We start from the raw sequence: 12747 nt of genomic DNA on the forward strand, positions 1-12747 counted from the left end.
AGACTAAGTCAACGGTCGGTGCCGGTGATTCGAGTCTCGCGGGATTTTTAAAGGCGACTTTAGAGGGGAAATCGCCTGAGGATATCTTGCGAACAGCTGCCTCATTCGGAACCGCCGCGTGCCTGACCGAAGGCACAAACCCGCCGGAGCCTAAAACGGTTGATGAAATATATAAAAAGGTTGAAATCACTAAGATATAGTTACTTTACGATCCTGTTCCTTTTAAGAAGAAAGTACACATAGATCAGCCCAAAAAAGAATAAAACTGCGCCTATCAGCCCCGACACCTGCCCTGTGTACAGGGGGGATGTCGCTAAAATCAGTACAATTAATAATGCCTCCACAAAAGACGTGTAGGGATATCCGGGAGCTTTATATTTAAGTTTTTCCGGTTTTTCCTTAAGCGTCTTTTTTCTATAAAAATAATGGGTCACTGAAATCGTCAGCCAGTTGAACATGGCAAGAAAACCGCTTGAAGTCGAGAGTATCACGAAAACTTTTGAAGGAAAGAGGTAGGAAAGCACAGCGGTTAAAAGCAGTGCGGCGCTGGTGATGCCGAGGGCGTAAACGGGCACTCCGTTTTTACTCATCTTTTGAAAGAGTTTTGGCGCCTGCCTGTCATGACTTAAGGAACTAAGCATTCGTGACGAGCTGTACATGCCGGAATTGAGCCCTGAGAGTGCGGCGGTAAGTACGATAAAGTTTAGGATACTGTCTGAATAGGGGATACTGAGACGTTTTAATATCTCAACAAAGGGGCTTGCGTCTGATGAAACCGAATTCCACGGCGTTAAAAGCACAATAAAAAGAACAGAGAGGGTGTACAGCAGTATGACTGAAACTGTGATAATTGCTATTGCAGGAGGAGCGTTTTTTTCAGGCTCTTTTGTTTCGGAAATTGCAAGACCGATTATTCCTGTCCCCGTAAAAGAGAACATCACCATGATCATTGACGCAAAAATGCCTTTAACGCCGTTTGGCATAAGCCTTTTTACAGATTCAAACGGATTGTTTATATGAAATGAGCCGAATTTAAATATACCGAGCAGGGTCAAAAAGCCGAATAGTATAAACAGCACCAGCGCAATGACTTTGACGGAGGCAAGGGCGGATTCTATTCGGCTAAGTCCCTTGACATCATTTAAATTGACAGCCCACATGATAAGGGCATATATTATGCAGAATATCCACATTGGAACGCTTGGAAGCCAGAAACGTGTAAATATAGCCGCCGCCGCGACCTCGCTTGCAAGTCCGAGAATGCCGCAAAGCCAGAATGTCCAGCCGTTCACAAAACCTATCCATGGGCCGAAAACCTCAGAAGCATGTACCCTGAACGCACCGGGGGCGGGATTTATCACGCACATTTCTGTTATGAACATCACCTCAAACGCCATTATGATGCCGCCTAAGAAGAATGCGATAAACGCGCTTGGCCCCGCCTCGGCAATGACTGCCGAACTGCCTAAGAATATGCCGGACCCGATAATGTTGCCAAGCGACATTATGACAAGATGACGTCTGTTGAACTCATTTTTCAAGAATACACTCTCCGTAAAATTAGTAAATTCATTATTATTTTGCTTTAAATAATGATATTTACTAATTATTTAATATGGTTTATACTAGACAGCATGGGAGGGAGTATCTTGAAAAATCTAATAAACAAAATTCCGGGAATACTGCTGGCTGGCGTCATTGCTGTTCCCGCATGGTTCATCGGCAAGGCTTTTCCGATAATCGGCAGTCCCGTGCTCGGCATTTTGTTTGGAATGCTTCTGGCATTCTGGAAAAGACCGAAAGTGTTTGACGACGGGGTAAAATATACAAGCAAAAAGCTGCTTCAATATTCGATAATCCTGCTCGGCTTTGATATGAACCTGTACAATATCTTCAAAGTCGGAAGCCAGACGCTTATACTTATGGCGTTCACTCTGACAGCCGCTTTTGTTACGGCATACATAGCGGGAAAGCTTTTAAAGCTGGACGGGAATATCAAGACGCTGATAGGCGTCGGAACAGCGATCTGCGGCGGCTCCGCGATTGCGGCAACTGCGCCTGTGATAAATGCGGACGATGATGAAGTCGCCCAGTCGATTTCGACTATATTCCTATTCAATGTTATTGCGGCATTCCTGTTCCCATTTCTCGGACATCTTGCCGGTATGAGCGACCAGACCTTCGGCATGTGGGCGGGAACGGCGGTAAACGACACCTCGTCAGTCGTTGCGGCAGGGTACACGTTCAGCAGTGCGGCGGGAAATCTCGCGGTCATTGTCAAGCTGACCAGAACGCTTATGATAGTGCCTGTGACGCTGGTTCTCGCGCTTTATACTTCACGTAAGAAGTTAAGCGGTCAAAAGGGCGGATACAGCTTCGCAAAAATATTCCCGTGGTTTGTTTTGGGGTTTGTTGCGGCTTCCGTGATAAACACGTTTTTGCCGATGCCTGCCGGCTCAGGCAAGTTTTTATCTCAGGCGGGGAAGTTTGTCATCGTCATGGCGATGTCCTGCATAGGGCTAAATACCAATATCGTTAAACTTATTAAAAGCGGCACAAAACCCATTCTGCTCGGCTTTATCTGCTGGGTCGTGCTTGCGCTCACCTCGCTTGCGGTGCAGTATACTATTCTATAAAAAAAGCCTGCGCTCGGCAGGTTTGAGAGGCGATATTATGTCTGATTCAATGATAACCAAAAAAGCGATTGCTTTCGGGCTTAAAGAGCTCATGAAGAAAAAAAGCTTTGAAAAAATAACGATTGCCGATATCACTGAAATCTGCGGGCTCAACCGCCAGACGTTTTATTATCATTTTCAGGATAAATTCGAGCTTGTCGACTGGATATATTATAATGAAGCTATCGCGCTTCTTACAAACGATCTTACATTTGAAACGTGGGGCACAAGGGTTCAGCAGATGCTGACTGTTATGAAAAACGAGGCGTATTTTTATCAAAATGCCCTAAAAGCATCGGGACAAAACGGATTTGAGGATTATCTTTTCAGCGTCGCAAGAGAGCTGTTTTGCGGTATAATCGATAGAATCGCGCCGCAGGGGGCGCTGACTGAGGAGGAAAGGGATTTCATTGCCGAGTTTTACTCATACGGCATAGTCGGCATAATCCTGTCATGGGCGAGAAAAGGAATGAAAGAAACGCCGGAATACATAACCGATCAGTTGAAAAACCTTGTTTACGACACGCAGAAATTTGCCGTCATTCGTTACATGCAAAAGTCATAAAGAACATTTCACGCGCGGCTTCTTCGTCTGACTCTCTGCATATCGCAAGCAGTTTATCATATATCTCTTTAAATTCGCTTCGTGAAAGCCTGTGGGCACATGAAGCAGAGCCGAGTTCCACAAGGTTCCTTGCACAGCGCTCAGGCGAGCGGCGCATCCTTTTTAAAGCAATATCTACGGCGACGCTTTGCGCCGCCCTTTTTATTTTCCTTTCTATAGTCATGACGTGTACCCTCACAGCATATTATTTTATCTGACATCAGTTAAAGTGTAAGCCTATAAAATTTGCGTGCATATAGACAAATCGGTTGATTTGTCGTAAAATGCGACAGTTTTATTTAGGTGTAATTATTTTTGACAACGGATTAAATGTGTCTAATTACAATTATGCTTCTCCATGCTAAACTTGATGCCGTTAATGATTTGCGAAGGAGAATGAACATGAAAAAACGAAACACGATGATAATCTGTGTCATAATAGGGGTAATCCTTATTCCGCTTATGTACAGCTATTTTTACCTCGGCGCGTTCTGGGATCCCTATTCAAGGCTCCAAACCCTTCCGGTTGCGGTGGTCAACAATGATACCGGCGCTGAAATAAACGGCAAGGCGCGTAACCTCGGAAATGAGATGTGCGACAGACTTAAAGATGACGCAAGCCTTAAGTTCGTATTCACAGATGAGGATAGCGCAAAAAAGGGAACAGAGGGCAAGGATTATTACGCAATGATAGTCATCCCGAAGGATTTCTCAGATTCTATTGCCTCGGCAGACAGCGCAAACAAACACCCGGCGACGATTACATATTCGGCAAATGAAAAACGCAACTTTCTTGCAAGCCAAATTTTAAACCGCGCGGTGGTTCAAATGGAAGAAACCACACGGTCAAACATCAATAAAGAGCTTACCGATACGCTTATAGATAAGATACGCGAAGTTCCCGATAAAATGGCCGATCTTCAGGACGGCATGAATAAGCTGTCAGACGGCGCAAACGACCTGAGCGACGGAGCCGGCACACTCAAAAATGGAACAGCGGAGTTTGCAAGCAGCTTTAATAAATATAAAAGCGGCGTTTCAACTGTAAAAGATGGCTCGGCAAAGCTTGAAAGCGGCGCTCAGACCCTCGATGAAGGCATTTCAAAGCTCAAAAGCGGCGCTGACGCCCTTGCCGCCGGAACAGCTAACATAGACGCACTTTCAAACGGCGCTAAAACTCTTGCCGCTGGCGCAAAGACTTTCAATGACAGCCTTTCACAGTATACCGCAGGTGTAGACAGCCTGATTTCAACTGTTTCGGCAACTTCAGATTTTCTTAAAAACTACGCCACAACTTTGAATCCTGACATCATGAAAGATCCATATTTCTCAGCATTCATGACACAACTGTCCGATCCGAAAAATGCCCAGAGCATCGAAACGCTCAAAAACGCAAGCTCACAGCTCAAAGCGGCGTCTTCCCAGATTTCTGCCGGAGCAGACAGCCTGGCAAACGGGGCGGGCAGCCTTCCACAGCTCAAAGCGGCTTTAGCGAACCTGTCGCAGGGTCTTTCACAGGCAAAAGCCGGCGCATCGGCACTTGATTCCGGGTCTAAATCGCTTTACAGCGGCATATCCGAGCTAAACAGTGCGACCGGCAAATTAGGCTCAGCGGCTTCCGACATACACAGTGGAGCACAGTCATTATATAATGGCACGAACGACCTTAAGGACGGCATAAACGAAGCAAAAGACGGCGTAAACACATCTGTTTCCGACGCAAACGACCAGATTAAAAACCTTGACGGACTCGGAGATTTTGCAAAAGAGCCTGTCTCTATAAAATCCGAGAGCATTAACCCCGTCCCGAATTACGGCACCGCTTTCGCTCCATATTTCATGTCTTTATCCCTTTGGGTCGGCGCAATAATCATATTCTTCGGCATATTCCTTGACGCCGATAATCGCTTTAAGATACTCTCAAGAAATTCAGAAAACAAGCTTGCCCGAAGCTTTATTTATCTGCTACTTGGCTTCACACAGGCAATCGTTCTCGGAACTGTCGCAAAGGTCTGCCTTGGGCTTGCCGTCAAAAATAACATTCTGTTCTACCTGTCATGCTGCTTGATTTCGATGGTGTTCATCTCGATCGTCCAGCTGCTGCTCGTATATTTGAAGGACTTGGGAAAATTCTTGTCGCTCGCTCTTCTGATATTACAGCTTACCTCCTGCGCAGGCACATTCCCGATGGAGACAGTGCCTAAATTCTTCAATGTCCTTTATCCTTACATGCCGATGACTTATTCTGTCGGGCTTTTGAAAGAGGTCATAAGCGGCATAGACAAAGGCAACGCATGGTTCAACGCCGGCATTCTTGTTGCGATACTCCTTGTTTTCATGGCGCTGACAATTATCTTGTCCCTTGCTAAAAGCAAATCGGAGGCACGCAAAAGTCAGCAGGAAACAGTTATAGCATAAAAATATATAGAGAGAAGCGCAAGCCGTTACGGCTTGCGCTTCTTTTTTGAATATATTATTCTTTATTAAGTTTAGCGCCGCAATTACTGCAGAATATATCATTTGCCCGGACAGGCTTGCCGCAACTTTGACACGTATTATCTATTCGTTCGCCGCAATTGACGCAGAAGGTATTGTTTTTATCTTGAACAGTTTTGCATTTATAACAAGTCTTATTATTCTGCTTGTATATGATGTATACCAAAAGTCCTGCAAGATTTGTGAAAAGGCAGATGATTCCCCAGGTGACTTTGCTAAGCTTTGACTTTTCAGCATCTGCATAAACCCATAACGCTACAAGCACCCAGTATATCATAAAAAGCAAAGTAGCTAAAGCGGCAACAGCTTTTAAATAAAATTCACCGTGCGAAACTGGTTTTATATTGCGAATAAAATATACTTTGTTTCCGCCCGATCTGCTTATAGCATACGATAGATCATAGATTTTTTTGGTGTTGATGTTGCTTTCATAAAACTTACCGCGGTATACATTTTTAAATCGCTTTTCTCTTGAAATCGTATTTCTGACAGAATACAGTCTATCGTTTCTGTCTAACTGAAAATAAACATTTGAATTTTTATTCAGTGTAAAATAATTATGATTTCCATCTGCATTGTCTTTTCTTAAAACAAACGGGTCAATTTTGCTTAGGTCAGAATTCTTTGCGCTATATACTATTTTATTGTCTGAATTAAGTATTAGTATGTCAACTATATCATTGGACCTGGACGCTGCTGTTTTAATATCTTGTTCCAGATAATTTATGTTTTGAACGGTGTCTACCTTTTCGCTTATTTTATTGAAATCATGTTCGAAAGTGAGCCTATCTTTAAATGCAAAACCTAAAAAGGCTATCGATAACAACCCTAGCACAACAGCGGCTATTATGTAAGTTAGCGCAACTTTTTTAAAATTCAATTTTGCAACGTAATCATCAAATTTTTTCATTTTTGAACGCCTCCCAAATTATTACTTATCAAAATTGGAGTAAGAAAAATCAGACTAGTCGTCATGTAAATGACAGTCGGTAAACATGCCGTAAAGATGCTTACACCTGTAAAAGCGAGCAGAACCGGAACGATCAGAAATAAAACACATGATACCGTAAAAAGTTTTTGAAACAGTTGTTCCGCCCTTTTGCGCCTTAATTCAGCGCATTTCTTTTCAATTTCTTCGTCGAGCCGCACAAGCATATCTGATTCATTATCCATATTCAATCTCCCCCTTTCAATCGCTTACGAAGTTTAACTATTCCGTTATGTATCCTGCTCTTTATTGTATTAGGTTCACAGCTTAACTTTTCAGCGATTTCTTTTAAAGTAAGCTGCTCAAAATATTTCAGACGAATGGGTATCGCCTGCTGTTCAGGCAGAGTTTCAATTAAATGTATGATTTCTTCAATCTGCATTTTATTTAGAATATCGTCCGCGATATTAGCCTTTGACGGGATTTCTTCATCTAAGCTGGTCAACTGTTTGTTTTTTCGCAAGTAGTCAAAATAAAGATGTTTTGCAATTGATATCGTATAAGTAGAGAAGGAGGCGGGACCCCCGATGTCAAACTCATCGATACTGCGAATGATTCTTATTAAAGTCTCTTGTGTGAGATCTTCGCAAAGCTGAGGGCTGCCGGTCAAATTCAGCAGGTACTTTGAGATAAAGGGATAATAAAACGAAATCAAACTTTTAAAAGCTTCTTTATTGCCGTTTTGCGCCTGCTTTAATTGTAATACTTCATTCAAGGTCTCACTCCTTCCTGCTTTTAAGAAGAATAACGGATTGATGCTTTGATATTCTTCTTCTATAAAATATCACGCCTAAAATGACCACCGGAATCGAAAGCAGGGCAACGGCTAAAATAGAATAGATTTTAAAATAGCTCACAATTTTTCCCCACGATGAACCTGCAATCGCACCTAAAGAAACTAGAACCGCATTCCAGATCAATGTTCCTGCGGCAGTAAGCAAAACGAACTTTTTGAGGTCGAATTTAGCAATGCCTGCCGGGATTGAAATCAAGCTTCTGACTAACGGGATAAAACGGCATATAAAAACAGCAGAATTGCCTTTTGATGCAAACCAGGCTGAAGCTTTATTAAGGTCGCTTTTTTTGATACGGGATATTCTGCCAAATCTGCCGTCGATAATATGCGATAGTTTTTGGGGTGTGATCCATCTGCCGATGCCGTAAAGTATCAAAGCTCCCAGAACAGAACCCAGTGTGGCTGAAAGTATGACGAGATAGATGTTCATTGACGTGTATGTGGTCATAAATCCGCCGAAAGTCAGTATTACTTCTGAGGGAATAGGAGGAAAAATATTTTCAATCGCCACTAACAGCAAAATGCCTATATATCCAAATTGATTTGTAATGCTTATTATAAAGTCCTGCATTTTGTTCACCTTTAAGTAAATTAATTATAATCTATATATTACACGTTTAAAAATTTAATTTGTTGCAGGATTTTATATAATTTTTAAACAAATTAAAAATAGACGCATGCAATATCTCACACGTCTACAGGTTACGGTTTGTAAACACAAAACGGCTCTACTGTCCCATACCGGGGGCACTTTTGCTTACATCAGAACAGGCGCCCTGCTGTATCCGCATACAGCGACGAGCGCCTGTTCTTTGTCTGCCTGCCTTTTTAGAGCGTCTGTCAGCTGGCATTACTTCCCGACCGAAATCTTAGCCGCGCCACGAAGAAATACGGCAAGTCCGGGGCGAACTGCGTCATAATAAGCGGTAAAGCGCGGATCGTTCACATACATCTGCGTAAGTCCAAGATACGCCTCGTCGGAATAATCTCCGAAATGCGACAGCCACTCTCTGTGAAGCTTTATCGCATCCTGTGCCTCTTTTGAAGCCGGGTCGCCGGTATCCATTGCGCCTGCAAGCGCCGAGTTTACGTCGACACCCAGCTTTTCGGATGCCTTCCACTCGTCTCCCGTCATTTTGCGAAGCCTTTCGTTGGAGGCGTCAACGACATCGTCGCCGTATTTCTCGCGGATTTCCTTACCATACTTTTCTTCATTTTCTTTAATTGCTTTTTCAGCAAATTCATTGAAACGTTCTTTGTTTGACATTTTCCTCTCACCCTCTAGATCTTTCAGTGTTTTTTCAACGTTATAAAGAAGGGCGTCGATATGGCGTTTTCTTGCTTTAAGCTCGCTTTGGTGGCTCAAAAGCGCTCTGCGAAAATCAAAATCACTGTCAGCAATAATATCTTTGATGTCTGAAAGCGGCATTTCGAGTTCACGGTAAAGCAGTATCTGCTGCAGCAGCTCCACTTCACGCTGACCGTATATGCGATAGCCTGACGGTCTTACTCCAGACGGCTTTAAAAGCCCGATCTCGTCATAATATCTCAGGGTGCGGGTGCTGACCCCTGCAAGCTTAGAAAGCTCGCTTATCGTGTAATCCACTTAACTCATCCCTTCTTCTTCTAAAGCATACACGTTGACGCAACGTCAAAGTCAAGCGTTTTTTCGCAAATAGTTAAAAAATAATTTTCGAATGTGTACGGATAAAAATGATAGGGGAGTTTTTCACCGCTTAAGTCATAGGCTGACATGTTTTTTGTATCGACCGCAACTTTTGAAAGCATAGAGCCGATGCTCATGCCGCTGCATTTTACATAGCTTTCCTTCATTGTCCATATGCGTGTAAATTCGCTGTTTTTTTCGGTGCCGTCAAGCCTGTCCAGATATTTTATCTCACTTTCACAAAAAAAACGCCTCGCAAGCGCCATATCGGCGGTTCTTAAACGCTCAACATCAATGCCAACTTTCTTGTCTCCCACAGCGCAGACGGCAAGTTCGCCGGAATGGGAGATGTTAAAATAATCATCGCAGTCTAGATAGGGCTTTCCGTTATCGCTATATAAAAACTCCGTATCGGTTGGAATTTTGTATTTTTCAAACAGTGCGTGCCGGGCAAGCGCCTCGCCGCATACGCTCATCAGCTTGACACGCGGATTTGCCGCACGTGCACGCTTTGATATAAAGGGAGCCAGTTTTTGCAAAACCGCCTGCCCGTCGGTGTCATATGGGATTTTCAGAACGTATATTGAGAACACGGCGCTGTCCTTTCCTGTTATTATTAGCTAAAAACAGTATAGCGGACAAAACCAAAAAGGTCAATTACATTGAATTTTGAACGCGATTTCTATATAATAATAGGAATAGAGGGGGTATAAGACTTGAAGTTAGCAGTCAGAATGCTGAGAGAGGCGAGAAAATATTGGTGGTGGCTCATCGTATCCATCATTGCGGTTTTCATAGGAACAGCGGCACAGCTTTATGCTCCACAGGTGGTCAGAAAGCTCACATCACTTGTAGAACATCAGGATCCGGAACTTGCGAAAAAGGCGCTTAGCCTTGCGATAATGCTTACGGCAGTTTATCTTTTGCAGTCGATTTGCCAGGGTATACGAAGCTATTATACCCATTTTGCGGCGTGGCATTTCGTTTCGGACATGCGCACAAAGATTTACGGACATTTTCAAAGGCTTTCGCTCAAATATTATCAGGATAAGCAGACAGGTCAGCTTATGAGCAGGGTGACAAGCGATACGACGGGGCTTGAGGTGCTTATCGCCCATGCCGTGCCCGACCTTATCGTTAACATAATCATTTTCGCAGGCGTTGCGATAATGCTGTTTAGCATAAATGTAAAGCTTGCGCTTTTGACGCTTGTTTCGATCCCATTTCTCGCTGTTACTTCGGGCTGGTTTGTCAAAAAGGTCCGCCCGCAGTTTAGAAAAGGTCAAAAGGCGATGGGTGAGCTCAACGCCATCCTTCAGGACAATCTTTCGGGCATAAAAGAGATACAGGTCTTCAATCAGCAGAATAGGGAATATGAGAATGTGGAGGAGGCGTCGCTGTTACACGCTGAAACGCAGGTTCATGCGCTTAAGCTGTCGGCAATCTATCATCCGACTATACAGTTTCTGAGCAATATGGGCACGGTCTTTGTAATAGGATACGGCGGTTATCTGGCGTCAAAGGGCGGCATACCGCTCTCCGACATAATTACAGTCATATTATACTTAAGCATTTTTTATCAGCCGATCTCAACGCTTGCCCGCATCATGGAGGATCTTCAAAATGCCGGTGCCGGTGCCGAGCGCATTTTCGAGGTGCTTGACACAGAGCCGGATGTAAAAGAGAAAAAGGGTGCGAAACCGCTTAAAAATCCCGCCGGACATATAGAATACCGTGGCGTAACATTCGGATATAACGAAACGCCGGTATTAAAAGATGTAAGTCTTGAGATAAAGCCGGGGCAGATGGTCGCTCTCGTGGGGCAGACGGGCGTCGGAAAGACGACGATGATTTCCCTTTTGAACAGATTTTACGATCCGCAGTCGGGCGAAATACTTATCGACGGGAAAGATGTTCGTGACCTTACTTTAAGCAGTCTCCGTGACAGTATCAGCGTTGTGCTTCAGGATGTGTTTTTATTCCACGGTTCTGTCGCCGACAATATCGCATACGGAAAGCCTGGCGCGACAATGGATGAGATCATTGCCGCGGCAAAGGTCGCAAATGCACATGAATTCATTGAAGGTCTTGAAAACGGTTATGACACCTTCATCGGTGAAAGAGGTGTAAAACTTTCGGGCGGTCAGAAACAGCGTCTTTCAATCGCACGTGCGGTGCTTCGTGACAAGCCTATCCTCGTCCTTGACGAGGCGACAGCTTCGGTAGACGTTTACACCGAACGGCTCATACAGGAAGCAATGGACACCGTTATGAATGGAAGAACCACGATAGTCATTGCACACCGCCTGTCCACTATCCGCAAGGCTGACAAGATAATCGTTATGGACAGCGGCGCAATCGCCGAATGCGGAACGCATGATGAATTGATGGCTTTGGGCGGCGTTTATGCCGGAATGAATCATCTTCAGGAGCAGTAAATTCAAGTGAGGGATAAAAACCTCACTTTTTTTTATAACTTATTTTCAAATATACCTTGACAGGCGAGGTATATTTGCATATTATATACTTAGAAATTCAAATCAGGAGGCGATCAGGTGTCAATAACATCAGATTTGATACGGGGTCATACTGATACTATCATTTTGGCACAGCTCTTGAATAAAGATAGTTATGGCTATGAAATCAACAAATCGATTCAGGAAAAAACAGAAAACAAGTATGAACTCAAAGAGGCGACTCTTTACACAGCATTCCGGCGGCTGGAGACAGCGGGATATATCTCATCCTACTGGGGAGACGAGAGCACCGGCGCAAGAAGGCGTTATTATTCCATAACAGACATAGGGCGTGAGGTCTACAAGCTCAACAAATCCGAATGGGAAAACGCCAAGATCCTAATTGATAAATTATTATAATCGGGGGTAATAGTAATGGAACAAAAACTCAGAGAGCATGTAGAGCATCTTTTTGAAAACGCGCCCAAAACCCGCAAAGCCTATGAACTAAAAGAAGAAATGATTGCAAATCTTACTGAAAAATACAGAGACCTTTTGGCGGAAGGCAAAACTGAGGAAGCGGCATTCAACATAGCCGCTGCGAGCATAGGGGATATCGACGAACTTTTAAGGGGACTTGAAGAAAAACCCTTTTATGACAGAGAGGCCGACCTAAAATACCACAAACGTTCAGCGGCATTAGTTTCAACTGCTGTGTTTTTATATTTTGTAAGCCTAATCGCGGCAATCACATCAAGCGAACTGTTAAACCTGCCGGATGGAATAACAGGCATTATCATGTTTACGATCGCCGGTGTAGCGACATGGCTTCTCATTTATAACTCTATGTCGAAACCCAGATACATCAAGACTGACGATACGATGGTCGAGGAATTCAAAGAGTGGAAATCAAACAAAGACGTAAATTACAATTCGAGAAAATCAATACTCTCCGCAGTCTGGAGCCTGACCCTTGCGCTCTACTTCATAATCAGCTTTGCATTCGGCATCTGGTATATCTCATGGGTGATATTCATCATCGGCGCCGCCGTTCAGGAAATGATAA

General features: G+C 43.8%; 15 protein-coding genes. 7 read left to right on the forward strand and 8 right to left on the reverse strand.

Features of this window, described 5'->3' with window-relative positions:
* Nucleotides 1-200, forward strand: a 200-nt coding sequence (locus tag Q8865_09110; GenBank protein ID MDP4153577.1) for a PfkB family carbohydrate kinase, incomplete at its 5' end; no start/stop codon positions are given.
* On the opposite strand, the gene Q8865_09115 is transcribed toward Q8865_09110, so the two are convergent.
* Nucleotides 201-1541: an amino acid permease gene (locus Q8865_09115; protein MDP4153578.1), complete on the reverse strand. Its 1341-nt coding sequence runs from the start codon at nt 1539-1541 to the stop codon at nt 201-203.
* 108 nt (nt 1542-1649) lie between these two features.
* Between Q8865_09115 and Q8865_09120 the strand changes: the two genes are divergently transcribed.
* Nucleotides 1650-2636 carry a YeiH family protein gene (locus Q8865_09120; protein MDP4153579.1) on the forward strand — a complete coding sequence of 329 codons (987 nt, stop codon included), beginning with the start codon at nt 1650-1652 and terminating at the stop codon, nt 2634-2636.
* A gap of 37 nt (nt 2637-2673) precedes the next feature.
* Entirely contained in the window at nt 2674-3240 is a 567-nt protein-coding gene (gene dhaS, locus Q8865_09125; GenBank protein MDP4153580.1) for a dihydroxyacetone kinase transcriptional activator DhaS, read from the forward strand.
* Here the strand turns inward: dhaS and Q8865_09130 are convergent.
* Entirely contained in the window at nt 3215-3463 is a 249-nt protein-coding gene (locus tag Q8865_09130; protein MDP4153581.1) for a hypothetical protein, read from the reverse strand. The genes dhaS and Q8865_09130 overlap by 26 nt on opposite strands.
* A gap of 218 nt (nt 3464-3681) precedes the next feature.
* Between Q8865_09130 and Q8865_09135 the strand changes: the two genes are divergently transcribed.
* Nucleotides 3682-5697: a YhgE/Pip domain-containing protein gene (locus Q8865_09135; GenBank protein ID MDP4153582.1), complete on the forward strand. Its 2016-nt coding sequence runs from the start codon at nt 3682-3684 to the stop codon at nt 5695-5697.
* 55 nt (nt 5698-5752) lie between these two features.
* On the opposite strand, the gene Q8865_09140 is transcribed toward Q8865_09135, so the two are convergent.
* The 6 genes from Q8865_09140 to Q8865_09165 form a co-directional block, all read right to left on the reverse strand.
* The gene (locus Q8865_09140; GenBank protein ID MDP4153583.1) at nt 5753-6685 is read right to left on the reverse strand and encodes a zinc ribbon domain-containing protein; all 933 of its coding nucleotides are present in this window, start codon (nt 6683-6685) and stop codon (nt 5753-5755) included.
* Nucleotides 6682-6948, reverse strand: coding sequence for a hypothetical protein (locus Q8865_09145; GenBank protein ID MDP4153584.1), 267 nt, complete (start codon nt 6946-6948; stop codon nt 6682-6684). The genes Q8865_09140 and Q8865_09145 overlap by 4 nt, the downstream gene beginning before the upstream one ends.
* Before the next feature lie 2 nt (nt 6949-6950).
* Nucleotides 6951-7478 (reverse strand): sigma-70 family RNA polymerase sigma factor, encoded by a 528-nt coding sequence (locus Q8865_09150; protein ID MDP4153585.1) that lies wholly within the window; start codon nt 7476-7478, stop codon nt 6951-6953.
* Between the two features lie 4 nt (nt 7479-7482).
* Nucleotides 7483-8130 carry a DedA family protein gene (locus Q8865_09155; protein ID MDP4153586.1) on the reverse strand — a complete coding sequence of 216 codons (648 nt, stop codon included), beginning with the start codon at nt 8128-8130 and terminating at the stop codon, nt 7483-7485.
* A gap of 279 nt (nt 8131-8409) precedes the next feature.
* Nucleotides 8410-9165, reverse strand: a complete 756-nt coding sequence (locus Q8865_09160) for a MerR family transcriptional regulator (GenBank protein MDP4153587.1) — start codon at nt 9163-9165, stop codon at nt 8410-8412.
* 20 nt (nt 9166-9185) lie between these two features.
* Nucleotides 9186-9818: a 4'-phosphopantetheinyl transferase superfamily protein gene (locus tag Q8865_09165; GenBank protein ID MDP4153588.1), complete on the reverse strand. Its 633-nt coding sequence runs from the start codon at nt 9816-9818 to the stop codon at nt 9186-9188.
* Nucleotides 9819-9941: 123 nt separating this feature from the next.
* Between Q8865_09165 and Q8865_09170 the strand changes: the two genes are divergently transcribed.
* The 3 genes from Q8865_09170 to Q8865_09180 all read left to right on the forward strand — a co-directional run.
* Nucleotides 9942-11663 carry an ABC transporter ATP-binding protein gene (locus Q8865_09170; GenBank protein ID MDP4153589.1) on the forward strand — a complete coding sequence of 574 codons (1722 nt, stop codon included), beginning with the start codon at nt 9942-9944 and terminating at the stop codon, nt 11661-11663.
* A gap of 117 nt (nt 11664-11780) precedes the next feature.
* Complete coding sequence (locus tag Q8865_09175; protein MDP4153590.1) at nt 11781-12101, forward strand: PadR family transcriptional regulator; 321 nt, start codon at nt 11781-11783, stop codon at nt 12099-12101.
* A gap of 15 nt (nt 12102-12116) precedes the next feature.
* A partial coding sequence (locus Q8865_09180) for a permease prefix domain 1-containing protein (GenBank protein ID MDP4153591.1) occupies nt 12117-12747 on the forward strand: 631 nt, incomplete at its 3' end.

This window comes from Bacillota bacterium, assembly GCA_030705925.1.
In the GTDB taxonomy this organism is placed as follows: Bacteria; Bacillota; Clostridia; order Oscillospirales; family Feifaniaceae; genus JAUZPM01.